General features: G+C 55.8%; 22 protein-coding genes. 10 read left to right on the forward strand and 12 right to left on the reverse strand.

The window, feature by feature from the left end; genetic code table 11:
- Positions 1-58 precede the first annotated feature (58 nt).
- From OQ371_RS16655 to OQ371_RS16675, 5 genes are all read left to right on the forward strand, one after another.
- The gene (locus OQ371_RS16655) at positions 59-1,354 is read left to right on the forward strand and encodes a dihydroorotase (protein ID WP_265989303.1); all 1,296 of its coding nucleotides are present in this window, start codon (positions 59-61) and stop codon (positions 1,352-1,354) included.
- A gap of 6 nt (positions 1,355-1,360) precedes the next feature.
- Positions 1,361-1,954 (forward strand): DUF4199 domain-containing protein, encoded by a 594-nt coding sequence (locus OQ371_RS16660; protein ID WP_265989304.1) that lies wholly within the window; start codon positions 1,361-1,363, stop codon positions 1,952-1,954.
- A 14-nt stretch (positions 1,955-1,968) separates the two neighbouring features.
- Positions 1,969-2,496, forward strand: a complete 528-nt coding sequence (locus OQ371_RS16665) for a DUF4199 domain-containing protein (protein WP_265989306.1) — start codon at positions 1,969-1,971, stop codon at positions 2,494-2,496.
- Between the two features lie 95 nt (positions 2,497-2,591).
- Positions 2,592-3,320, forward strand: coding sequence for a gliding motility-associated ABC transporter permease subunit GldF (gene gldF, locus OQ371_RS16670; protein WP_265989307.1), 729 nt, complete (start codon positions 2,592-2,594; stop codon positions 3,318-3,320).
- Between the two features lies 1 nt (position 3,321).
- Positions 3,322-3,669 (forward strand): VanZ family protein, encoded by a 348-nt coding sequence (locus OQ371_RS16675; RefSeq protein WP_265989308.1) that lies wholly within the window; start codon positions 3,322-3,324, stop codon positions 3,667-3,669.
- 84 nt (positions 3,670-3,753) lie between these two features.
- On the opposite strand, the gene OQ371_RS16680 is transcribed toward OQ371_RS16675, so the two are convergent.
- A complete protein-coding gene (locus OQ371_RS16680) occupies positions 3,754-4,854 on the reverse strand; it encodes an alkaline phosphatase family protein (protein ID WP_265989310.1) in 1,101 nt (366 codons plus the stop codon).
- Between the two features lie 158 nt (positions 4,855-5,012).
- Here OQ371_RS16680 and OQ371_RS16685 point away from each other — a divergent pair, with 158 nt between their 5' ends.
- On the forward strand, positions 5,013-6,293 hold the full coding sequence (locus tag OQ371_RS16685; RefSeq protein ID WP_265989312.1) for a Gfo/Idh/MocA family protein: 1,281 nt from the start codon (positions 5,013-5,015) through the stop codon (positions 6,291-6,293).
- A 3-nt stretch (positions 6,294-6,296) separates the two neighbouring features.
- On the opposite strand, the gene OQ371_RS16690 is transcribed toward OQ371_RS16685, so the two are convergent.
- The 7 genes from OQ371_RS16690 to OQ371_RS16720 all read right to left on the reverse strand — a co-directional run bounded on the left by OQ371_RS16690 (position 6,297) and on the right by OQ371_RS16720 (position 13,475).
- The gene (locus OQ371_RS16690) at positions 6,297-7,610 is read right to left on the reverse strand and encodes a DUF4270 family protein (protein ID WP_265989313.1); all 1,314 of its coding nucleotides are present in this window, start codon (positions 7,608-7,610) and stop codon (positions 6,297-6,299) included.
- Positions 7,611-7,793: 183 nt separating this feature from the next.
- A complete protein-coding gene (locus OQ371_RS16695; protein ID WP_265989314.1) occupies positions 7,794-8,117 on the reverse strand; it encodes a DUF4907 domain-containing protein in 324 nt (107 codons plus the stop codon).
- Positions 8,118-8,125: 8 nt separating this feature from the next.
- Positions 8,126-9,181, reverse strand: coding sequence for a Kelch repeat-containing protein (locus OQ371_RS16700; RefSeq protein ID WP_265989316.1), 1,056 nt, complete (start codon positions 9,179-9,181; stop codon positions 8,126-8,128).
- 102 nt (positions 9,182-9,283) lie between these two features.
- The gene (locus OQ371_RS16705; protein WP_265989317.1) at positions 9,284-10,240 is read right to left on the reverse strand and encodes a hypothetical protein; all 957 of its coding nucleotides are present in this window, start codon (positions 10,238-10,240) and stop codon (positions 9,284-9,286) included.
- A gap of 123 nt (positions 10,241-10,363) precedes the next feature.
- A complete protein-coding gene (locus tag OQ371_RS16710; protein WP_265989318.1) occupies positions 10,364-11,830 on the reverse strand; it encodes a S41 family peptidase in 1,467 nt (488 codons plus the stop codon).
- 96 nt (positions 11,831-11,926) lie between these two features.
- Entirely contained in the window at positions 11,927-12,763 is an 837-nt protein-coding gene (locus OQ371_RS16715) for a PepSY-like domain-containing protein (protein WP_265989319.1), read from the reverse strand.
- A gap of 46 nt (positions 12,764-12,809) precedes the next feature.
- Positions 12,810-13,475 (reverse strand): SGNH/GDSL hydrolase family protein, encoded by a 666-nt coding sequence (locus OQ371_RS16720; protein ID WP_265989320.1) that lies wholly within the window; start codon positions 13,473-13,475, stop codon positions 12,810-12,812.
- A 244-nt stretch (positions 13,476-13,719) separates the two neighbouring features.
- On the opposite strand from OQ371_RS16720, the gene OQ371_RS16725 reads away from it, so the two are divergent.
- The 3 genes from OQ371_RS16725 (at position 13,720) to OQ371_RS16735 (ending at position 16,349) form a co-directional block, all read left to right on the forward strand.
- Positions 13,720-14,322, forward strand: a complete 603-nt coding sequence (locus OQ371_RS16725; RefSeq protein ID WP_265989321.1) for an RNA polymerase sigma factor — start codon at positions 13,720-13,722, stop codon at positions 14,320-14,322.
- Positions 14,312-15,859, forward strand: a complete 1,548-nt coding sequence (locus OQ371_RS16730; protein WP_265989323.1) for a hypothetical protein — start codon at positions 14,312-14,314, stop codon at positions 15,857-15,859. Before OQ371_RS16725 ends, OQ371_RS16730 begins: the two co-directional genes overlap by 11 nt.
- Positions 15,860-15,929: 70 nt before the next feature.
- Positions 15,930-16,349: a DoxX family protein gene (locus OQ371_RS16735; protein WP_265989324.1), complete on the forward strand. Its 420-nt coding sequence runs from the start codon at positions 15,930-15,932 to the stop codon at positions 16,347-16,349.
- Between the two features lie 184 nt (positions 16,350-16,533).
- On the opposite strand, the gene OQ371_RS16740 is transcribed toward OQ371_RS16735, so the two are convergent.
- Positions 16,534-18,240, reverse strand: coding sequence for a carboxylesterase family protein (locus OQ371_RS16740; protein WP_265989325.1), 1,707 nt, complete (start codon positions 18,238-18,240; stop codon positions 16,534-16,536).
- A gap of 50 nt (positions 18,241-18,290) precedes the next feature.
- Complete coding sequence (locus tag OQ371_RS16745; RefSeq protein WP_265989327.1) at positions 18,291-19,481, reverse strand: esterase; 1,191 nt, start codon at positions 19,479-19,481, stop codon at positions 18,291-18,293.
- An 84-nt stretch (positions 19,482-19,565) separates the two neighbouring features.
- Here OQ371_RS16745 and OQ371_RS16750 point away from each other — a divergent pair, with 84 nt between their 5' ends.
- Positions 19,566-20,330, forward strand: coding sequence for an NUDIX hydrolase (locus OQ371_RS16750; protein ID WP_265989328.1), 765 nt, complete (start codon positions 19,566-19,568; stop codon positions 20,328-20,330).
- A 46-nt stretch (positions 20,331-20,376) separates the two neighbouring features.
- On the opposite strand, the gene OQ371_RS16755 is transcribed toward OQ371_RS16750, so the two are convergent.
- A complete protein-coding gene (locus tag OQ371_RS16755; RefSeq protein ID WP_265989329.1) occupies positions 20,377-21,354 on the reverse strand; it encodes a sugar phosphate isomerase/epimerase family protein in 978 nt (325 codons plus the stop codon).
- A gap of 15 nt (positions 21,355-21,369) precedes the next feature.
- A complete protein-coding gene (locus OQ371_RS16760) occupies positions 21,370-24,231 on the reverse strand; it encodes a PQQ-dependent sugar dehydrogenase (protein WP_265989330.1) in 2,862 nt (953 codons plus the stop codon).
- Positions 24,232-24,274: the final 43 nt, after the last annotated feature.

A 24,274-nucleotide genomic window follows, 5' to 3' on the forward strand; every position in this document is an offset into this window, starting at 1 on the left:
TTTGCATTCCCGCCCGCCCGACACCGGCTCAGCGCCCGCGGGTGGATCCCAAAAAACCATGAAGCTACTTATCCGTGCCGCCCGAATCGTAGACGCGCAGTCGCCCTTCAATGGACAGATTCGTGACGTATTGATTGAAAATGGTCTCATCCGTCAGGTTGGCGAATCGATCGCCGTTGAGGAGTCGGAGGCAGCCCTGAAAGTGATTGAACAGGACGGGTTGTGTGTCTCGCCCGGTTGGGTTGACCTGCGGGTGTCGGCCAAAGACCCCGGCTACGAACACAAGGAAGATTTGAGCACGGTTTGCAAGGCGGCCGCGCGCGGAGGATTTACCGATATTGCCATCCTGCCGAATACCAAACCCGTCCTGGATTCGAAAGATACGCTGGGGTACATCCGGCAGGCCACGCAGGGGCACCCGGTGAACGTGCACCCCATCGCAGCCATCACCAAGAAAACCGAGGGAACGGATTTTACGGACATGATCGACCTGCATCATGCCGGAGCGGTGGCTTTTTCCGACGGCGAAAAGCCGTTGCTGAATGCCGACCTGCTGCTGAAAACCCTGCAATACCTGCAACCGCTTAACGGGTTGTTGATGAACCGCCCGGAGGAACAGAATCTGACGCATTTCGGGCAAATGAACGAAGGGCTGACCAGTACGCTGCTTGGCCTGAAAGGAATGCCCAGCATGGCCGAAGAAATGATGATTGAGCGGGATCTGCGGCTGCTGGAATACGCCTGTGCGCAAAACCTGGATCGGTCCGCCGGTTCGGTATTGCACTTTTCGACGATTTCGACGGCCCGGTCGGTTGAATTAATTCGGCAGGCAAAACAACAGGGCTTGCCGGTCAGTTGCGACATTGCGGCCCACCAGCTTGCCTTCGAGGATACCGCCCTGATGGGATTCGATACGAACCTGAAAGTCAACCCGCCGTTCCGCGGGAGCGCCGACCGCGAAGCCCTGAAGCAGGGGTTGGCCGACGGCACCATCGACGCCATCGTGTCGGATCATAATCCGCAGGACGACGAGAGTAAAAACATCGAGTTTGACCATGCCGATTTCGGTATCATCGGGCTGGAAACGGTTTTCGCGGTGGCCCGGACGCATTATGGCGACTTGCCGCTGGAGCAGTTGGTTGATAAACTAACGCACAGCCCCCGCCGGATTCTGCGGCTTCCGGCGCTGACCATTGAGGAAAACCAACCCGCCACGCTGACGGTTTTCGATCCGGACCTGGAGTGGACGTATGAGCGAACGGCTTCGCGCTCAAAAAACTCGCCTTTTTTCGGCAAGACCCTGCGCGGGAAAGCGTTATGGATTATAAACAAAAGCTTTGCTGAACAGCTATAAATTCGAGTGAAAAAACTATTTTCCTATTTCAACCACCCGCTTTTGAAGCTTCCCATCCTGTTTGGGCTGGTGGCAGGTGTGTTGTGCTTTATTTATTTTCTGGTGCTGTATTGGCTCGGCATTACACCGCTGGGCAACGTGCGGGTGCCGGATTTTGGCTTTCAGATCATCATGATGGTGTCGGCGGTCTGGTACTACCGGAAGCACATCGGCAAGGGCTTTCTCCACTTATGGGAAGCGCTCACCATCTGTTACGTGGTCAACACGGTAGGGGCGCTGCTGACGGCCTGGCTGATTTATCTGTTTATCAACTACGTCGATTACAAAGTTTTTACGCAGTATCTCGCCGATATGCGGCAGTTGATCGTCTCAACGAAGGGGCATCTGGTGGAATCGCTGGGGCAGGCTGAATACCTGAAAATGCTCAAGAACGTCGATACAATTACCCCCGAAACGCTGGTGGGCGACGAGATCAGCAAGAAAACCGTATTGGCCGTTCTACCGGTACTGATCATTTCCTTACTTTTCAGAAGGCAGGACTACAGTTTGTATGACCCCTCGCCCGAATCGCCAAACCCTCCGAAATCCTCCCAACCCTAAACGTGTAACGTATCATGGAAGAAAAACCCTCTACCGCTCGTCTGGCCCTGAAATGGGGATTAATTTCCGGTGTTGTTTTTATGGTTTATACGACGATCATCAACCTCACCGGTCAGTTTGCAAATCAGTCGTTGTCCTGGCTGAGCTTGCCCATTTCGGTTGCCATTATCGTATTGGCGATGCGGGAGTACCGAACACTGAACGGCGGCTTCATGAGCTTCGGTGAGGGTGTTAGCCTCGGAACGCTGGTATCGGTGATTAGTGGGTTAATTTCGATTACCTACAACCAGATTTATACCAGCTTCATTGATCCCACCATCCGGCAGCAAATCATGGACAACGCGCGGGAGCAACTAGAAAGCCGCGGCATGACCGACGAGCAGATTGACCAGGCCATGGAGTTCACCGAAAAGCTGCAAAGTCCCGGCTTGCAATTTCTGATTGGGGTGCTGGTAGCGGCTTTCTTCGGTGTCATTATTTCACTGATTGTGGCCGCTTTCATGCGCCGAAACAAACCACCGTTTCCGGATTTTCAGAACTGATAAGGAGAGACAAAAGAGAATACACAAGAGCGGAAAGACTTATTACCCCGCCCTGTACGTTTATCTCTTGTCTGACTTCTTTGGTCTATTAGCTTATGTTGCCTGTTTTTCGAAAAGAAATCAACGGCTTTTTCAGCTCATCGGTTGCCTACATCATCATGGCCGTGTTCCTGACGGCGGTGGGGCTGATGGTCTGGGTGTTTCCGGATACGAGTCTGCTGGAGTACGGGTACGCAGACATGGGTGTTTTTTTCAACCTGGCGCCCTACGTTATGCTGTTTCTGATTCCGGCCATCACCATGCGTTCCATTGCCGAGGAAGTGCGGACGGGCACCATCGAGTGGTTGCTGACCAAACCGCTGTCCCGCTGGCAATTAATTCTGGCGAAGTTTGTTGCCAACTGGCTGCTGGTGGTACTATTGTTGTTACCAACCCTGGTATATTATTATTCTGTATATCAACTGGGTAATCCACCCGGTAACGTCGATTCCGCATCGGTCTTTGGCTCCTACGTCGGGTTGCTGCTGCTGGGTGGGGTGTTTGTGGCCATTGGTTTATTCGCGTCGTCCATTAATGAAAACCAGGTTGTGGCCTTTGTCATTGGTGTTTTCCTGTGTTTTCTGCTGTACGTCGGCATCAGTTCGGTAGCCGGGCTGGAATTCTGGGGTTCTTTTGCGTATCCGCTGACCTGGATCGCGCTCGATGAACAGTACCAGGCACTGGGCCGCGGCCTGATCGACTCCCGAAATGTGATTTATTTATTGAGTGTTATAACCGTATTCTTGTATTTGACCGAGTGGCGAATGACCGCCCTCACCCGCTAACATGCGACTGGATGCTTTACTTAAATGGGCCGCCATCGGCTGGACCATCGTCATCTTCATTGGCTGTGCCTGGCCCAGCGAACACCTTTCCGAAGGGCTGACGACCAACGATAAATTTATTCACATCAGTATTTTTGGTCTCTGGGGCTTCCTGTGGGGAACGGTTTCCCGGCAGCCAGTCCGCGTTTTTATCATCGGGGTTTTGTACGGCCTGGCGATTGAAATTTACCAGCTGGTGATGCCCATCAACCGCAGCTTCGAATGGCTGGATCTGGCGGCTGATTCGGTTGGGATTGCGCTTGGGCTGGTGGCCAGCGTTCTGCTGATGCGGGTGCTTTCAAAAGGTTGATTTTCTCTTTGCTACAAAAAACAAAACCGTCAGGATGCCTCTCCCGACGGTTATAGAATGCTGCTTGGTCGTTTGCTCCGACGGCTACGGCTTTAATACCGTCAGAACCGGCGGGCCGACCGGGTGTTCGCATTTAAAGTCCTGCCCCAGCAGCTGGGCCAGGGTAGCCGCCAGCTGGTTCTGAAACAGAACGGGTCCGCCGGATTGTTCGCCCGTCGGTGGGGTATCGGGCCCGATTGCGGCAAACCACATCTGGTACGAATCGGGTGTTTTGGTCCCGTGTCCTTTCCAAGTGGCTTTCGGCGTGTGGCCCCGGCCGTGGTCTGTCGTCACAATCAAGGTCGTTTTTCCGGCGTATTGCGGTATTTGCTGAACGGTTTTCCAGAGATCGGCCAGGAACGCATCAACGGCATTCACCATGCGCAGGTCATCGGCGTAGCGCCCGGCGTGGGCCAGCCCGTCGGTTTCGTCGAACTGCATGAACATCACGCGCGGATGGTTTTGCCGCAGGTAGTTTTTGGCGACATAATACGTCAGGAAATCACTGCGGACGGTTTTGTCCCAAACCTGCGGGGGAATGGTGGTCATCATGCTGTTGAGCAGGGAATCCGTGGCCGTTTTGGGGTTTTCGATCCGTTCGTTGCCCGCGCTGGCGTAGATTCCCGTTTTCTTCTCATTAACGGCCGCTTCGATCACATCCCAGGACGCAAAAGCCGCAATCTTTCCCTTGAAGTCGGGTTTGTTGTTTAGAAATTCGAGAACGGTCGTGTTCGGGTTATCAATTTTGTCGTTGGATTTAATGCGATCATCGGCGTAGCCGGACAGAAGTTCGTTGTAGCCCGGGTAGCTGAACCAGTGGGGGTTGGCATTGTTGACTTTGCTGCCTTTCAGCCGATTGCCGTACAATTGTCCTTCCTTCGCAACGGTATTCCAGAGAAACGGAAAAATCAGTTTACGGCGTTCCTGCGGGTTTGAAGCCCAGAAGAATTTGCGGGCCGAAGCCGTATCGGGCGAATAGGCGGCATCGAACAGCAGCGTGGAGTCGGCACCGGAGAAGACTTCCTGCCAGCGAACACCATCGAGCGTTACCAGAATAACGTTTTGGGTTTGCTGGGCGCTGACAAGCGAAAAAGGCGCGCCAGTCAGTAGGAAAGTCAGGCAGAAAAGACGGCGTAGTACATTCATACGGTTTGATGAGCGGGGGAGTGGGTTAGATGAAATGTAAAATAACAAAAAGCCGTTAGACCCACTGGTTACCAGGCTGTTAATTTTTTGTGAAAAGTGGGAGCCGGCATGAGCATTTTTTGTACCTTGAAATCGTAATTTCCGACCCTTACTACCGTATGAATCACCCGCTTACCCGTCGAACCTTTCTTAAACAAAGCAGCGCCGGTGCCCTCGGGCTGGCCTTGTTTCCGGCCGTTAAAAAAGTGGCGCCGAGCGATCGGCTGCGCATCGCCCACATCGGCTTGGGGGGCATGGGCAACAACCACATGGGCTGGTTTGCCAAACTGCCCGAAGTCGAGATTGTGGCCCTGTGCGATCTGGATCAGGACCATCTGAACGGCAGTCTGAAACGCCTGTCGGAGCTGAACCCCGGCACCCGGGCGCAGGGTTACGACGATTTTCGGCGCGTCCTCGACCGCAAGGACATTGACGCCATCACCGTCGCAACGCCCGATCACTGGCACGCCCAGATTGCCATTCTGGCGTTTCAGGCCGGCAAGGATGTGTACGGCGAAAAACCGTTGTCGTTCGATGTGCGCGAAGGGCAGAAAATGCTGAAAAGCCTGAACCGGCACAACCGGATTTTCCAGCTCGGCACGCAAATTCACGCCGGAGACAATTACCACCGCGTCGTGGAACTGATTCGGGGCGGGGCCATCGGCAAGGTGCATACCGTACGGTTGTGGAAAACCGGTTTGCCGCCCGATCTGGGTCCGGCCAACTACCAGACTCCGCCCGCAACGCTGAACTGGGATATGTGGCTCGGCCCGGCTCCGCAGTCGCTTTATACCCCGCAGCGGTGCCATTTTACCTACCGGTATTTTCTGGATTATTCGGGCGGGGTGTTCCAGGATTTCTGGAGCCACATCGCCGATGTGGTCTGGTGGTCCATTGAACCCAAAAACCTGAAGAGCGTCAGCGCAACCGGGGAAGCGCCGGGCGGGATTGCCGACGCGCCCCGATCAATCAGCATTGACTACGAATTTGAAGACCTGAAGCTTCACTGGACCTCGGTGCCGCCCCCGGTTCCGGGCGCCGAAAAAAAAGGAATTGGCGCGTATTTCGAAGGCAGCAAAGGTACCCTTCTCTGCGACTACGGCTCCCGCGAAATAAGGGTCAATGGAATCGTCATGACGGATGTTCCGGAAATTACCCAATCCATTGCGCGTTCGCCCGGCCACCAGCAGAATTTCGTTGACGCCGTTAAATCCCGCTCGCAGCCGGAATCCAACCTGGAATACGCCCGGCAAATGACGATGCCCATGCACCTGGGTCTGATTTCGTACCGCCTGGGGCGCCAGCTGGCGTGGAATCCCAGAAAGGAGAAGTTTGTCCGCGACCGGGAAGCCAACTCGTATTTGTCGAGGGAATACCGCAGCAAATGGGATTTGATTTAGCCGTCAGGCATCCGACGTAACGTAGAGTTTCAGCCGCACGCGGTCGGTGGTGTTTTGCCGGTTGCCCAGCACGGCCCGTTGCAGCCGGCTCCTCAGCGTGAGGCTTCCGCTGGGCACCTTCAGCAGCATGGGCCGGTTGGCCGACTCGCCCCGCAGCACCCGGTTGATGTGGTTCGTCAGATTGAACACGTAGCCATCCTGCAACTCGATTTCATTGGGCAGGTAAGAATAGGTTGCCACCGCCGAGGACTCGCCGGAGGTGTTACCGGGAACTGCTTCGATGGTTTCGTTCTGGGTATTCGTGAAATAAAGGCCCAGTTCCGCCGGGGGAGGAGCGTTATCGCGGACATCCCGCCGAATGGGCTCGAGTAGGAGTTCCGCCAGATTCAGGCCCAGGAAGTCTTCGGGTTTCACAAATTGGGTCAACGACGGTATTTCGATGCGGGTATAAAGGGAGGCCGCCGGCAGCACAAACGAGGAATTCTGCGTGGTTCGGCTGGATAGGGCATCCGTCGCCCGCTGCAAAGCCTGCAGGCCGGTGCCTTGCCGGTCGTTGGTTAGCTGGGTAAACGGCCCGGTCTGAAACGGAAACAGCAGGTTGTACGCCGTTTGACTGATTTCGTTGTTGCGGTAATACAACCGGATGCCGGAGTTGGCCGAACTCAGGTTGAATGCCAGAAAAACATTGTTGGGCGATGCGCTCAGGAACGCGAAACCTTTCCAGAAATCGTTCATGGTTTCAACACTGTTGATTTCTTTGCTGATCAGCTTGGTGTAAAACGACCGGGCCAGCACGTCGGGGATGCGCACCCGAACCTGCCGGGTTGCCGATTTAAATTGCGGAATAAACGACTTCCGGATCAGCGGCTGGGTGGTGTAGGCGACCGACTGGGTGTTGTAGTGAACCGCTCCGCTTTCGAGCGGCTTCTGAAGCTGGTGAATCTGAAGCGCAAACGAATTCAACGTATCACCTACCGAATAGGCATAATCCATTTCCAGCACCAGGGAGTCGAAGCGAATGCCTTTCTGATCGGGCAGATCATTGGTGGTGTACGACAACGACGCAAAGCCGTTGGCCTGCATCAGACCCGTCTGGGCGTCGGTCCAGCGGCCGACCAGTACGCTGCTGTCGGAAGAGGTAATGAACGAGTCGGGTACCATCACGGTGGAAAGGTTGACGGTGACCGTATCAATGTACTGAATCTGCATTTCGTCGGGCTGAATCAGGCTCTGACCAACATCCAGATCGCCGTTCATACAGGCCGAAAAAAGCAGGCAGACCAGCACGAGGAGCGCCAGGCGCAAAAAAGTTTGCATGGGGAAGAATTGCTGAAAAAGAGGATACATTTCTGCCCCGAATCGGTTGGGGCCAAGAAAAAGAGTAACTGGGAGCAACGGTTTCAGCGATTCCGGAAGGCTAAAACCGTTGCGGATACTGTTCGAGTCGTGGCGCATCACGACGCGGGCACGGGGTATGGCCGGGGTAAATTCAACGACTGATTAGTGAACCAAGACCCCTAATTGCGCCAGTTCAGACGGCGTGAGCGTTGGGGGAAATTGCCCCCGGCGCAGTTTGGAAACTACGCACTCGCCCACCCGACGGGCCAGTTGTTCACTGGAAAAACCACGCTGACCGGCCCGACCCGGAACCGTGGGCTGGTCGATGACGGTTTTGCCGTCGGAAACAATCTGATAGCCCCAACCCGCCGGGGTCGTAACCGTCTGAAGTTCATATTGCGGCCGGGGATGATACGGGCTGTAGACCGTAATCACGGCCAGCCCTATCAATAGAATCGTTAGCGATTGCACCTGTTTGCGGTTCATGGCGTCGATTAGTTGCTGTCGGTATCCTGGGTGACGTTCGGATCAAATTCCCACAAGTCGTCGAAGCGGCCGGAACCGCTGCTGCCCGTAGTGACGTACCCTTTGCCGCTGATGGCAAATCCAAAAGCGTATTGCCGCGCTGATCCTTCGAACGTTCCCTGTTCGTACCAGTCGTCGGTGGTCGGGTCGTAAACCCAGACGGCGGTGCTGCCGTCACCAAGGGTCACGTAGCCGCGGTTACCGATGGCAAAACCAACCCCGTAACTCCGCTGCACCAGTTCATCGTCTTCAAAGTCGCCTTTTTCGATCCAGGTATCCTGGGCGGCATCGTAGGCCCACCAGTCTTTTTCGGCCGAGCCGTTGTTGTTGCCGGTACCGACATACGCCAGCCCGTCGATTACGAACGAAACGGCACCCAGGCGCTTGGCTCCGCCGTAGCTGGCGGTTTTAGTCCAGGCATCCGTTGCCGGGTCATACGCCCAGAAATCTTTCAGGTAATTGCCGTCGAAGCCTGTTCCGACGTAGCCTTTGTTGCCCACGGCGAAAGCCACGGCATTCCGGCGGGCGGTCCCCCCGAAGTCGGCAATGCGCTTCCAGGCGTTGGTCGCGGGGTTGTATTCCCAGAAATCTTTCAGGCGGTCGCTGTTGGCGTTCAGGCCCGTTCCCAGATACCCTTTCGCTCCGACGGCAAAGCCAACGGCGGTGTTGCGGGCCTCCCCGGCGAAGTCCGCCAGTTGAGTCCAGGTGTTGCGGGACGGATCGTACGACCAGAAATCTTTCAGGCGGTCGTTATCGGCGTTCGTGCCCGTACCCATGTAGGCGATGGTGCCGATGACAAAACCGGCCGTAGCGTTGCGGGCCACCCCCTCGAAGTCGGACCGGCGCTGCCAGTCGCCCAGAACGGCAACGTCTTCTTCGTTGCTGCAACTGACCATAACGCTGCCCCACAGGCTCCAGATCAGGGCGTAGGCCAGGGTGGAAAAAACCGCCGAACGACGGGTCTTAACACCAGTAATACGTAGTGTGGATGAATAACGCAACAGGCGTTGAACGAAACGTTTCATAGAAAAAGGGGAAAGTGAGTAAACAGAAAAACCCGTCGCCAATCCGGCAACGGAGGGGACACATTAAAAAGACGGTAAAGGCGTAAGAGTCATGGTATTGGTCTACAACGTACGGCGTCGTTTTTCGGACGCAGGTTCGGTACGGTTACCCCGCAGGTGGAACACGCTGGGCATTTTGCGCAAATCATAGCGGAGGGCGTAGGTATATCGCACGGATACACCCACGCTCCAGCCACGGCCGTTGCCCCGGAGAACGGCGGCTTGCGGCTCCCCGCTGTTCACGCGATAAACGAGGTTGGTGGTTAACGCATGGCCGATGCCCCAGTACTGGCGGGCAAACAGGCTCAGATCGACGCGTCCGCCGAGCTTGATGAGGTACTCCGCCGAAAGTTCCACCAGACCGCTGATTCGGGGGCTTTCCCGGGTTTCACCGCTCATCGAAAGGGTGTCGATCCGGCTGCGGCCCGGCTGACGGTAGCTACTCCCGTAGCTGTAGCCTTCCACCAGAAAGCGGCTGACCGTTTCACCGGTGTTTGGAATGAGCCCGGCCCCGGCACCTAGCCACAAACCCGCTTTACTGGTCTGTTTGCCAAAGCGCATGAGCCGTTTTCCGCGCACGACAAAACCGTTTCGGTGGTTTTCAAACCGCAGATCGAGAGCGTTTACGCCCTCGCCGACGATCAGCGTGTTGTGAATGGGGGAGCGGGCGTAGCCGCCTTCGATGGCCCAGCGTTCGTTGCTGACCCAGCCGATGACGGCGCTCCAGCCGGTTTGGGTGGTGGCTCGGGTACTGATCAATCCGTTGAATGTTTGACTAAGCTGGCCCCGATCCGACCGGAAGAAACCCTCCATTTTTACATACCAACGCTCCTTTATATACGCTTCGCCGTATCGGGCGACCAACTGCGTTAAGAAGGTCCGGCGTGCGCTGGCCGAGCGACGCGTCAGATGAGGCTCATCCGGGTACTGGGCCGCAGCGCGGTAATAGTCGGGAACGCTCTGGGCAAAAGCCGGACAAGCCAGCACGGTGAGCCAGAAGGAAGTGAGAACGGTTTTCATGGCGGGAAAGCCAGCTTAGAGGTGTTGCTTATACGAATCAGGGAAAAAAGTGCCTACAAAGTGTACGAATAAGGTGCTGCACCGGCAGCCGGAGGTTGGCAAAGGGGGCCGTCCGGCGTTTGCTCATTGGGGCAACTTGGCGGTTTTAAAGGCGGTCAGGCTTTTGATCATGCGCCCTCCTCCGGCTTTCCGTTGAATGGATGAGCCCAGCGCCGGTAGCGAATGGCCCGTGGCAACGGCCCGACGAGCCAGGCGATTTCCGGTGATCTGGTACAATGCTTCGTTGAGCAGCGGTTCGGTGATGTCGCCGAGCGGTTTTAAGACCAGCGGCTCCTGCACTTCTATGCTGGGGGCAAAACCGGCCGAGTAGTCGGACTGCCCCTGGCTGTTGAACGACTTAAAAACGATTGGCTGCATTCCCCATTTTATCTTTCCGGAATCATCAACGATCGTGATGGACCCCACGTTCTTGCCGTAGGTTGTCGTACCGATGGTGGTTACCGTCATGTAGGGGCGAAGGCCGTTGATAATCAATTCGCTGGAGGAAGCCGTTCCGTCGGTTGTCAGAACGAACACCCGTTGGAGGTTGCCGCCGATGTTCTGCGATTTGTTTAAAAACCGCTGCACGAAGAACTCATCCCCGTACTCCTGTTTGATGTAGGGCGTCAGCGTCGAATTCCATTCTTCCCGAAAATACACGCTGCTGGTGCTGATGTTTTTCCCGATCAGGCTGGCGAGGTTGGCCGAGGACGATGTATACCCGCCCGGGTTGTAGCGCAGATCGAGAATCAGTTCGTTGACGCCCCGGGCTTTGAAGTTGCTGAAAATAGCATCCACCTGATCGTCGTATTCAGTGCCGCTGCTGTTGTTGGGAGCCGGAACGAACTGGTTGTACACCAGATAACCAACCGTTTTAGTACCTGCGGTATAGATGGAATCCAAAAATACCGGGTTGGCCTGAAAAACCGTAGCCGTTACCGAAAGGGTCTTGTCGGTATCAACGAGCGCGCTGTTCTGAACCTCCGCCAGCCCGAACGAGTAGTTGGTGGCCCCGGAGTACAGCAGCGAAGCGTAGTTGGTGGTGGTGATGGGTTGCCCGTTGACCTTGCTGATGATGTCGCCCCGCTTGAAGCCCGCCCGGGCCGCCGGGGAGTTGGGCAATACGTACAAGACCTGCGCAATGACGTCGGTTGAACCCTGTGAACGCAGGTACAGCATAAATTCCAGGCCCGTGGTGGTTGATTCGCCACTCAGCGATGCCGACAGATCATCGGCATTCTCCTCAATCCACGAAAACCGGTCGCCGTCGGGGGCGGCCGTGGCGCTGTACGTGTACAGCAGGGAGTCAAAAAAATCGGAAGGCGCCAGCGTCAGGTCGGGACTGGCCGGAATTTTATCGTTCCAGTAATAATAATCCCGCATGTTTTCCAGAATCCACTTGTTAATGGTTTCGTTTTCTGCGGTATTTGAAACGGTTGTGTTCGTGGTCGGTTCAACGAGGTCGGTTTCTCTCTGGCAGGCTGACAGCAGCCAGACCAGCAGCAGCGTCATGCTCAACCAGACGGGTTTGAGAAGTGGTGTGTGTGTCATAAGAGTATTTCGAGTTGTATTCGGGTGCGTTGGGTAGAAACGCAAAGGTGCTTTTCACCGGCCGCCGTACCGCTAAGCCGGGGAGATAAAGGGCATTTAACGCCGTTGTTTCAGGATCTGTTTGAAAGCGCCATCGGCTCCAAACAGCAGAGCCACCAGTTTTCCGTCGCTGGTTTTTACCCAGACCACCCACTCGCCATTCGCATTTTTGGCGGCTTTCTGAAGGGTCGAACCGGCGTAATTCTGTGTAACGTGAGACGTTACGGCCGCGGGCAGATCAGCCACGGCCACTTCCGTATAATTGCCGCGCAGCGGTTTCGTTACTTCCTTGTTGAACGTACCGTCGGTGTTGAACAGCAGGGTTTTCGACTGGTCGCTCACCACAATCATCACCAGATAACCGCGCGTGCTGTCTTTGGCCGCCGTTTTTAGTTCGGCACCGGCGTAGTTCGCCGTGATGTAGCTGGTAATGGCCGCCGGAAGGTCCGTCAGGGCAATCTGCTCCAGGTTACCTTTCGAACCGTGCCCCCGGCCTTTTCCGCCCCGGCCGCCGTGCTTACCACCGCCCGCTTTGATCGCCAGTTCCTCGTTGAACGTACCGTCGGCGTTGAACAACAGCGCTTTGGCTTCGTCGTTCTGCGTAATGGCGACCAGGAAGTTTCCGGTATCGTCCTTGGCGGCATACTCAACGGTCGCTCCCGCGTAGGTGGCAGAAATGTAGTTGGTGACGGCTGCCGGCAGGTCTGTTACGGCAATCCTGGTAATCTTACGCTTGCAGAAAAAGCCCGAACTATCGGAAGCCAGGCGGGCGGTGCTGGTGGTAGCGATGGCTGAATCAGAATCTGGCGTAATTGACTGTACCTGCTCATTCCGATTACACCCGTACAAAACAACACCCAGAACGGTCGACGCGATTAAAATGAATTGTTTCATGTTTAACGTATATGAGATAATTGGTTGGTAATGCGATGGTTGATACTCAGGAATCCTGTTTCAGCGAACCCGTCGTGATGCTGGGTTCGGTCCGGTAAAAATCGTAAAGACGCCGGCCAATCAGCTCGTGGCTGATGGCGTTCAGCCGTTCGCGGTCGCCGGTGATAAAAAACTCCTCCCGCGAATCGATCAGCGCCTGCACATCGAACACCCGAAAGCCCCGGTAACGGCCTTCGCTTTTCAGGAGGTCGCTGCCTTTCCGGCGCAGCCAGCCGCTGACCGGTTCGCGGTGGGGGAAGGGCGTCAGCAGAATCACCCGGTGCCGGTGAAACCGCAGCGTTTCCAGGATGCGCGCCAGTTGCTGATGAACTTCGCGCAGGGGCCGAACCCGGTCGAGCCACCACTGGATGCGGACGGCCCACGCCATGGCGTACTCCCGGAGTCGCTCGCCGGTTGTGGGGCGGAGCGCCAGCCCGGAGTCGCGCAGGTGGCGGTTGGCCACCTGCAGAATAATCAAATCATACCGCTGAAGCGGCACCCGCTGCAAAACGTCCGCGATGGTACACAGCGCCATCGGAGCGTGGTAGGTTACAACGACCTCCTGACCACTGCGCTCTAGTTGTTGCACAAACTGGTCGAGGTAACTTTGTCGGGAAGTCAGGCCTGCGTCGTAGTGAAGACTGTCCGCAATGACCAACAAATGCATTTTCATTGCTTGGTAAATTCTGGCGTCCGGGTCGGAGGGGAGACGGCCCTGTTCCGCGCCGACCCGATTTCCAACGATACAATTGCCATTACGCCCGGGACCGGTACACCGTTGCAGCGCAGGGCGAAAAAAAACAGAAAATCTTGGGGTGAAAAAAAGTTGAAAAAAATGGCCGACGGCTGCAACACCGGGCCTGATGTTGGCGTATTGGTTAAGCATGAGCGAATCATTTACTTAAATCGTTACGGCCTTGTTTTTTCGAAAGCGCCCTTCCTTCGCGGAAAACGATATTGATAGTGTGATTGAAGCCTGCCGCAACCACGACGCGCAGGCTCAGCGGGTGTTGTTTAAAAAGTTTTACGGCTATTCCAAAAGTATCTGTCTGCGGTATTCGGCAACTTCGGAGGAAGCCGAGGAGGTGTTGAACGAAAGCTTCCTGAAAGTATTTCAACGGTTGCATCAGTACGATGCGTCTCACCCCTTCAAGGCCTGGTTGCGGTCGATTCTGATCAATACGGCCATCAGCTATTACCGCAAATACCACAAACTGGATATGAGTGTGCTGGAAGCCGGACAGGACGTGCCGTTCGAAGACAATGTGATTGATCGAATCTCGGCTGACGAAATTCTGGCACTGGTTCAGCAACTGCCACCCGCTTACCGTACGGTGTTTTCCATGCATGTAGTCGATGGCTACAGCCTTCGGGAAATTGCCGAGGTGTTGCAGAGCAACGAAGCCACGGTCCGCTCTCATTTTCTGCGGTCACGGCAGCGCCTACAGCAGGCAATTCGGTCTGCTTATCCACATCTCTTTCCATCCGATCCTGCTCCAGTACGTTACTATGAAAACTGATAAATTTGAGGAATCTATACGAAAAAAGCTGGAGGACATAGAGCCTCCTTACCGGGAAAGCAACTGGCTAACCCTGCGGTCTTTCCTGCGTCGCAACGGCGTGCCCTCCATTGGCCTGACCACCACGCAGTGGCTGACGCCCATGCTGAGCGCGGCCAGCGTGGCCGGTCTGATTGTGTTGTCGGTCTGGCAATACCGAGTCAATCAGCAGCTGGAACAAACCGTTGAGTCCCTGAAAGATACCGTCAATCTGCTCCAACAGGCTCCGCCGGTGGCCGCCGTTCCAAAACCCGATACGGTGTACATTACGCGGGAAGTACCGGTGCCGGGTTTGTCGCCCATTGCTCCCCACTATCGGCCGGACGACCGCCGGCTGGCTGATCGCTCGGATGTGGACGACCGCCGAATGGACAGGGATGAATCGGCCCCGACCCATCAAACCGGACCACCATCAAACCGGGAGCCGTCGGAACCGGACCACCGGCTGACGGAGTCAGGCCAGCCGCCAATCGGCCGTGAGGTAATCGAACCGGCTGGGCGCAACACTGTGCCTGCTTACTCACGGCCCCGATCGTCGGCGACAAATTCCTCTGTCACGGATAACGAACGGTATGCGGGCAACAGCCGGTACACGAATCCCCGGAAAGACAATGATTTAAAAACAGACCGGGCGTGGCCAACCGAAACCGGGATGCCCGGATCAAATGATCCATCCGGTACGGGAACAACCGGATCGGTACCGCCCGGAGCGGGAAGCCGTGAGTCGGTGGCCCTTTCCTGGAATTCCGTTCAGAACCGCATTCCGTCGTTTGATTCAAGCTATTACGCTGAAAACTACCAGCGTCGCGTTCGCCGGATTTGCCCGTTGTATACGCCCTCGGTGATCAATACCGTACCGCAGCAAACCCGGCAACCCGCCGTGGAAGAACCCGCGCCGTTGGTCAAATTCCGCCTTGGGGGCGGGGCCGAGATCGCGGGAGGACAATCCGGGTTTGGACTGGTTGGGGAGGTGCTGTTCGGGGATCACCTGACGATTGGATTGGGAATAAGCCGGCTCAACGTCACGGGCGATAATTTCAAGAGTGACCAGGAATATAACAAAAAGCGCCTGAGCGATTTCCGGAGGGATTTCCCCGGTCGTGTACCGGTTGATCCGCGCATTGAGGTGCTGAACATCCATCAGAGTGGACAATCCTGGCAGCTGCCCGTTACGATTAGTTACCGGCTTCCGCTGGGAAATACCGTTGCGATTCTGCCGTCGGCCGGGCTTAGCTTTAGCCTGAAAGCGCGCGAAGAGGTTGAATTTATGCGTCGGAAAGGCGTTGGCGGGTATTACGACTTTTACAAGACTACGTTTGCGCAGGAGTGCGAGCCCAGTCTGTACAACAGCTGGCAGGTCAGTGTTGGGTTGGAGAAACAGGCAGGCCACTGGGCGTTTCAGGCACTGCCGTATGTATCGAACCCAATGCTGAGCACCCGTAACAGTCTGAATCAGACCACCGCCGGGGTTCGGGCGCGGGTTCTGTACCAGTTTTAAGGGTTTTTGACATATGACAAAACAAGACTCATAGAAAGGTCGTTTAGCAAGTAAACTATTCGACCTTTCTATGAAAACCCTCTTCGGAACAAAAGCCAGCCCCTCCGCCGTTCACGGTTCCCTGTTGTTGCTGCGTGTTGGTGTCTCGGCGCTGATGCTGACGCACGGCTGGCCAAAAGTCGCCAAAATTATGGCGGGCGACATGGCCTTCGGTGATCCCATCGGGATTGGCAGCACACCGTCGCTCATTCTGGCTACGATCGCCGAGTTTCTTGGGTCCGTCCTGCTCATCTTCGGCTTCCAAACCCGTGCTGCGGCCCTTATTCTGGCAATCAACATGCTGGTTATTACCATCTTTGCTCACGGCAGCGATCCATTTAGTAAAAAGGAGATGCCGTTGCTTTATTTCCTGATCTACCTGACCATTTTCTTTGTGGGCCCGGGCAAATACTCGGTAGACGGCCAGGCCAACAAAACGTGGCCCGGGTGATGGGCAACGAGAAAGTTCGTGAAGGAAGCCGTTAAGAAATTATTAGCGGAGAAATTCGTTACGACACCCTCCGCCCGCCCGGACTCAGCTGCGGTATCAAGTGGCGGGACGCCTGAACACCGCTTTTTTAGTCAATACCAAAAAGCCGGACGTAAGCCCGGCTTTTTGGTATTGGTAACGTTGCTTAGCGCTTGGAAGTCGTCGCGCCCGTTGCCACCGTAACGGCACCCGATTCGGTTAGTTTGCTGGCGTCATCCGCTGTCAGATGCCAGTCGTTGTCGAAATAACCTTCGGCCACCGGCGTTTTGTACGTTCCTTTGAACAGGATAAAGTCCTTGAAGCCCGAAGTTACGGCCATGGCCCGGTTAGTCAGCGAGAAGCCGCCCGTTTGCGTTTGGGCGTCGGTCCACCAGGGCAGCCCGGAATTTACGGTTACGTAATGGTTGTTGACCGGGAAAACGTAGAACAAGCCGTAATCCGTGGTGTTGGGGTTCAACTGGATGGGCAAGCGATCGCTGAATTTGGCTACCTGAGAGTTGGTTTCTTTTGTGCCGAACAGCACCAGATTGGCGCTTTCCAGATCGCTGGGCCGCACCTCTTTGTCGGCCAGAATGCGCGGAAAGACCATGATCCGACCCAGAAATTCACCCCTGTAGGCTGACCAGTTGGCCGCCTGAAACGCCTGATCCTGACGGTTTTTGAGTTCTTCCGGGGACGGATTGTCGGCGGTTCCGTAGATGTACACGTGCCGGTCGGCAAAGGGGGCGCTCAACGGTCCTTCGGCCCCCGGACGCTTGGCTGTGGCCGTGGCCTGATACGGCGCGGCTTCCCAACCACCTTCGCGTTTGACCAGCGTGACGGCATCGCTCGCCGGAGTGCTAACGGTTTTGCCGTCGATGATAATCTCCAGCGGTTTTTTTGCTTTGAAACGAGGATGTCCGGCCAGTTTAAAGGTAAGAGCGTCGATGTTGGACGTCGTTACGTCCAGGTGGTTCTGGCTACTGAGTCGGGCATCCACCGTAGCCAGATTTCCGGGCGTCAACTGGTCAATCTGAACCCAGTAAGCGGTATTATACTTGTATTGTCGGGTAGTAAACCGCACGCGCTCCGGAAAGCGGTTGCGCTTGAATTTGTCAAACCAGGTAAAAATAAAACCGTCCTGGTAGGCATTCACCCAGCTATCGTGCTTGACGCCGGGGTATTCCTGATACGTAAGATTAACGCCCGCATCCTTGAACCGCTGCACCCATTCGCGCGTGCCTTCCACTTTGACCGCCGGATCGGCGTCGCCCTGAAAAATGTGAACGGGATAATTGAGCGCATTGCCCGCCAGCGCATCCGTGCCTTTGGGTGGGGCGGGGCAAACCGGCGCAATGGCCGCCCACACGTCCGGACGGCTCAGGCCAATCCACAACGTGCCGCCACCGCCCATCGAATAACCCGTCAGGTACACCCGGTCGTCGTCGATGCTGAATCGCTTTTTCACGTCGGCCAGTACATCATACACGTCCTTTTCGGCAACGCCTTGGTAACCAATAGTTCCGCGCGCAAAGGGCGAGGCTACAATGTAGTTGACATCGGCCCATTCCGGAAAGTATTTGGTGGCTTCCACGTCGGTTTCGCCGTTGAGGTTGCTTTTACCGAACACCCGCCGAAGCGAAAGCCGGTGGTTCGAACCCGCACCGTGGAGCATGATCACCAGCGGGTATTTCTTTTTGGGATTATAGTTTTTCGGAAGGTATAACCCGTACGGCTGCTCGGTGTCATCAACGTCGGAGAAGATGGTCAGGACCTGCGGGCCGGACGGGAGTTTCTGGGCAATCAGGCGGCTGCCTGCTCCCAGAAACAGAAAAGTAAGCAGCAAAAAACGAAAAATCCGATGGCGAATCATGGGCGAAAAAGGGAAAAAGGGAAAAAGGTTAAAGAGGGCGGGTTTGAAGGTTATTTCGTTTGCCAGAGGTTGGGCAGAAGCCGGTAGGAGAGCAAATGCCGCCAGGTGCCCCAGTCGTGCGCTCCTTCGCCACCCACGTAGTAGTCGTGTTTGATGTTGTGCTTCTGCAGGGCTTCGTGCAGGGCAATGGTCCGCTGGCCAATCGTGGCGACTTCTCCCGGCCCCTGACCCACCAGAAGGTAATCCACCTTTTTATTGACGTCCGGATCGTTCAGAAACCTGGCGCTGGTTTGCTCGGTATTGACATCCCCGGAACTTAGGCAGCCAAACGAACTGAATAAATCCAGGCAGTTAAAACCGACCAGTTGCGTATGCCGTCCGCCCATCGACAACCCGGCCAGTGCCCGGCCTTTGGGCCTGGTAACCGTACTATAATTTTTGTCGACAAAAGGCACAATCTGTTTGCGCAGTTCTTCTTCAAAAAGGTTGAATGTCAGTTCCGTATGCCTGGGGTCGCTGCGGTGCACTACCTGGTTGTTCGGCATGGCGATGATCATCGAAACGGCCTTTCCTTCGGCGATCAGGTTGTCGGCAATAAAGTTGGCCCGACCGTCGATTGCCCAGGTAGAAGCCAGTTCGCCACTACCGCCGAGCAGGTACAAAACCGGATATTTTTTCTTAGGATTGTAGCCGGGTGGGGTGTAGACGTAAATTTCGCGCTCCCCGTTCAGCACATCGGAGTGGTAAACATGGCGGATTACGGTGCCGTGAGGAACCGGGCGGGCGTCGTAATAGGCCGGTCCTTCGCCGTGCACAACCAGCTGGCTGTACCCCGGCTGATCGGAAAAACCCGTGAGCGTGTTGTTGGGGTCGACCACGGTTACGCCGTCGACAATGAACCGGTAAACGTACATATCCGGTTTTACGGGGCCGACCGTCAGGGTCCAGAGCGTATCCGTCTCTTTTTTGAACGGTATCGGCTGGGTGGCTTTGAGGGCCAGCAAAATTGGGCCGCCCGTCAGCAATACCTCCCGGGCCTGCGGTGCCTTCAGCCGAAACGTGACCTTATGGTCGTCACTAACGTCCGGAGAAATGACGTTGGCTCCGAAAGGATTGAGGTTTTGGGTATTTTTATGCGGATTCCAGTCTAAGTTGACGTGGGCCTGCTGCGCCCGCACCGCGGGAATCAGCGCCAGAAGGTAAAGGCTGAAGAACAGTCGAAGAGGTAGTTTTTTCATCATAGTACGAAGCGTGATGCTGACTGGGTCTAAAATAAAGACTGAATATGTACGGCATACATAAAGATTAATTTTTATTTTTTCCTCATGGATTACCAAAAACAACTGCAAGTGTACTTCGCCGAAGCGGATGAAAACTGTCTGCCCGGTTTGTCGGTGGATTGCGTCATCTTCGGTTTTTCCAACAACCAGTTGAAAGTGTTGCTGTTACGGTGGAAAGACACCGAAGAGTGGGGGCTGCCCGGCGGTTTTATCTACAAAAACGAATCAGTGGATGTGGCGGCTCAGCGAATTCTGAAGGAACGAACGGGTATCAATAAGCTTTTTCTGCAACAGTTCCACACCTTTGGTGACGATGTACGCTACAACCGGGAAGAAGTCAGCCGGAAGCTGCACTGGCCGGACCCTTCGACGCGCCGGTGGCCCAACCGAACCGTGTCCATCGGTTATTTTGCCCTGGTTGATTTTTCAAAAGTAACCCCCACGGCCGATTTTCTGACGGACGAATGCCGGTGGTGGGACGTTGAAAATCTGCCGTCTCTGCTGTTTGACCACAACCACGTCGTTGAAGTGGCGCTTAAAACCCTGCGCGTTCAGTTGAGCTGGCAACCGGTCGGCTACAATTTGCTGCCCGAAAAATTTACCATGCCGGAACTGCAGCGGCTCTACGAAACCATCCTGAACCGGCCGCTCGATCCCCGAAACTTTTCCAAGAAAATGCGGGCGCTCGGCATCATTGAACGGCTGGAAGAACAGCGAAGGGGAGGGGCTTACAAGTCGCCGTACCTGTTCCGATTCGATAAAGAAAAGTACAAAAAGGCGCTGAAGGAAGGCAACCTGGCGTTTACGTAACGGGTTAGGAGTTGAGCGCCATGGACCCAACTCCCAACCCGTGCGCTCAGGCCAGCATGTTGGCCAGATTCCGATAACTGGTCGTGACGTTCTCCATACCGACGGCACCGTCCTGTTCGACAAAATGGTATTGCAGACCCGCCGTTCGGGCCGCCGTAAAAATCCGTTTGAAATCGACCACACCGTTGCCGACTTCGGTAATGGTTTTGAGGTCCTGCTTGATGTCCTTGATGTGCCAGAGCGGAAAGCGCCCCGGTTGCTCCTTAAACAACGCCACGGGGTCTTTGCTGGCTTTGGTGGCCCAGGCCAGGTCCAGTTCCATCTTGACCAGCTCCTTATCCGTCTGGGACAGAATTAGTTCATACGGCGTTTTGGAACCCTCCACCGGATCGAATTCGGTGGCGTGGTTGTGGTAGGCAAAAGCCAGACCGGCTTTTTTGCAGGCTTCTCCGGTTTTCTGGAACACCTCGATGGATTTCTTGATCTCGTCCATCGTGGAAACGGGCGTGCTGGCGCAGACCAGAAAGCTCAATCCCCCTTCGGCGGCTTCATCGACCAGTTGCTGGTAGTTGTCCCGCAGGTTTGGGCGTTTGGCCATGGCGGCAAACAACGCCCGGCGGTCTTCGCTCATGGGGGCCGGAGCCGCTGCGGGCGGGGTAGCACCAACGGGAGCACCGCCGACGTTGGGTGGGGTGCGCGGACGAAACGGGGCGCCACCTGCGTGGTGGGCCCGCCATTTCATTCCCAAATCTTCCACCAGCGCCTTAAACTCCTTGGGCTTGAAGCCGTAGTAACCCTCTTTCAAACCGCCCGCCGTTTCGATTTCCTTGTAGCCGATGGCCGCGACTTTCTGCAGTGTGCCCTTTGCATCTTCGGCCATCAGCTTGGTCAGCGTGTACAACTGCAACCCAATCGGACCTGGGGCCAGCAGGCCGTTCAGACCGGTGCGGGCCAAAGCCGGGACCATCAGGCCGCTCAGGGCCAGCGCACCGGTATTTTTCAGAAATTCTCTTCTTGAAGCCATTGGTGTTGGTAAGGCTTATTTTTGAACTGGGCTGAACTTTACACTGGATAGTGACAAGAGCGGTTCGATGGCTTTGGCCTGATCGTTTTTAAAGACCAGATAAACATCATGAACCCCGTTTGTTTCCTTCAGATCGATTTTGGGCGAACCGGCACTGCGGGGGGCCGAAGCCGGTGCTGCTGCCGTGGTCGATTTGGGTTGGGTGGTGCCGCCCGCGTTCTGAATGGAAGTAGCCGTTGGTGCAGCGGTTCGCGGTTGGGCTACGTTGACGGTGGTTTGCCCGATCAGTTCGCCCGTCGGAGCGTCCAGCCGGACTTCCACGGTTCCGCCAACGGCACCTTCGCGCTTCTGGGCCGAAGCCATCAGTTCCAGCTGCTTGATGTCGGTCAGGTCAAGTTTTTTAAACCCGATATAACCGTTCGAGAACGCCATCAGACTGACACCGGCGCCCATGCCCCGGGCTTTGAGGTCAACGCCTTTGGCAATTTCGGCCTGGTCGGGACTCATTTCCGGATTGCGCAGGATGATCTGATTCTCGGCGGTTTGCGAAGGAATCGCCTTGACGGGCCGGTCGGTGTAGGCTGCCCGCACCAGAACCGAGCCTTTACCGTTGTCGCCTTCCGGAATTTTAACGGTATAGCTGCCCTGAGCCGGTAAAGTGCTCAATGTTTTTTCGGTGCTGTTGAGGATGTATTTCACAATCGCAGCGGCATCGCCCGCGGGCATGGCCGGGTGAGCCGGCATGGCGACCTCGCCCCAGACGCCCGCTCCGCCGTTGATGACTTTCTTGACCAGCCGGTCCGCAGCTTCACCCTGGCCTTTGTAGCGGTCGGCAATGTCGTGGAACGACGGACCCACGGATTTCGACGCAACCTGGTGACAAACTTTGCAATCACTCTGGCCAATGAGTGTCTGCGCCACGGCAAACTGCGTAGAAGCGTCGACACTGCGCTGACTTTGAATTACTTCGGCGTAATCAAAACCCTGCGAGGTGTAGTCGATGCTGATGGCTACCCGCGACGGATTGATTTGGCCCGGAGCCGCGTTCGATTTGGCAAGGCTTCCGTCTTCCTTGTCCGTTACCTGAACCGCGTACTGAATCGGTTGGTTGGGGAAGAAGAAGGTTTTGTTGCCGGCTATGTTTACGGCGACCGTGGGCGGTTCGTTGCCCGCAATGATTCGGACGGACTGGCTGTTGCTGGCTCCTTTCGGATCGGTGACGGTCAGCGTAGCGGTGTAAACCCCCGGTTTGGCGAAGGACACCGTCGGATTGGCCGTTGTGAACGTACGGGCTGCAACGCCGGGAGCGGCTACTTTCCACACGTATTTCAGCGCATCGCCGTCAAAATCCCTGGTGCCTTCGGACGACAATGCAATCTGGAACGGAACCGTACCGCCTTTTTTGCTGGCCGACGCCTGCACGACGGGTTTGCGGTTGCCGCCGTTGTATTCAATGCGCACCAGCCGGGAGTTGTCGCTTTTGCGGAACCAGTTGCTGCCGTATTCCAGAACGTACAGATCGCCGTCCGGTCCGAATTTCATATCGATGGGTTCGACGGGGCGGTAACTCGGCAGCACCCGCTCCATTGATTTGTAGTCGCTGTTTTCGTCCATTGTGATGGCCATGATCCAGCCCCGCGAGAAGTCGGTGGCAATCCATTTGCCTTCGTAATAGGCGGGCCAGGGGCGTTTGGGGTTCTTAAAGTCGGAGCGGTGGTAAATCGGACCGCCCGTTGCCGAGCGCGAACCGCTGCCCACCAGCGGGAATTTCTCGGAAACACCGTACGGGTAATAAATGAAGTTGGGCGCAACCGGCGGAAGCTCCGTCAAACCGGTGTTGTTGGGCGAGTTGTTGATGGGCTTGCGGGGGTCTTTTTTCTCCAGCGGTTTGTTGTTGGCGTAATCGTAAACCGGAAACGCCTGATCATTGCCGACAAACCAGGGCCAGCCGAAGTTACCGGGTTTGCGGGCCTGATTTAACTCATCGTAACCGCGCGGGCCGATTTCGGAGTCTTCGTTGGCGTCGGGCCCCACTTCTCCCCAGTACAGATAACCCGTTTTGCTGTCGATAAAAATACGCCAGGGGTTGCGGTGGCCCATCGAGTAGATTTCCGGCCGGGTTCGGCGGTCGCTACCGTTGGCGGTACCTTTCGGAAACAGGTTGCCTTCCGGAATGGTGTACGTGCCGTTGGGTTCGGGATGGATGCGCAGGATTTTACCGCGGAGGTCGTTGGTGTTGCCCGCGTGGCCCTGATCATCCCAGCTGGCGCGTCCGGGGCGCTCGTCGGTCTGGGCCGCCTGCTGGTTTCCGGTGTTGTTTCCCACCGTCAGGTAGAGGTTACCAGCTTTGTCCCAGGTCATGCCCCCGCCCGTATGGCAGCAAACTTCACGCTGCGTGGTCACTTCCAGCACCACCTTTTCAGATCCTTCAACGAGCTTGTCGTCGACCAGATCCCAGCGGGTCAGCAGGTGTTTTTTCTCGGTTGGGTGGGCATAGTAAAGGTATACCCAGTGATTTTTCTCAAAGTTCGGGTCCAGCGAAAGGCCCATCAGCCCCTCTTCGGCTTCGCGCGACACCCCCTCGGCGCTGGTGTACTTGGTGTTCACCGGGATGGTGGCAATCAGGCTGACGGTTTTGCTGGCCGGGTCGTATTTTTTAAAGCCCCCTTTGCGTTCGACGATGTAAACCGCGCCGTTCGGAGCAACTTCAAAAACCATTGGTTCATCCAGCCCTTCGGTGACAACGACCGGCGTAAACCGGCTTTCGTCCGGCTTCTGATCCCGGGGGTTGTCTTGGCGGGTAAACGAGGCCAGTCCAATCAGGAGCGTGGCATTGAGCAGAAAGGAAAAAGAGTTGGAACGATAATTCTTACGCATTCTAAGAAAAGTTGAAAATACTCCTATCATCGGTTAGTTGTTG

It is taken from the genome of Larkinella insperata, assembly GCF_026248825.1.
In the GTDB taxonomy this organism is placed as follows: Bacteria; Bacteroidota; Bacteroidia; order Cytophagales; family Spirosomataceae; genus Larkinella; species Larkinella insperata.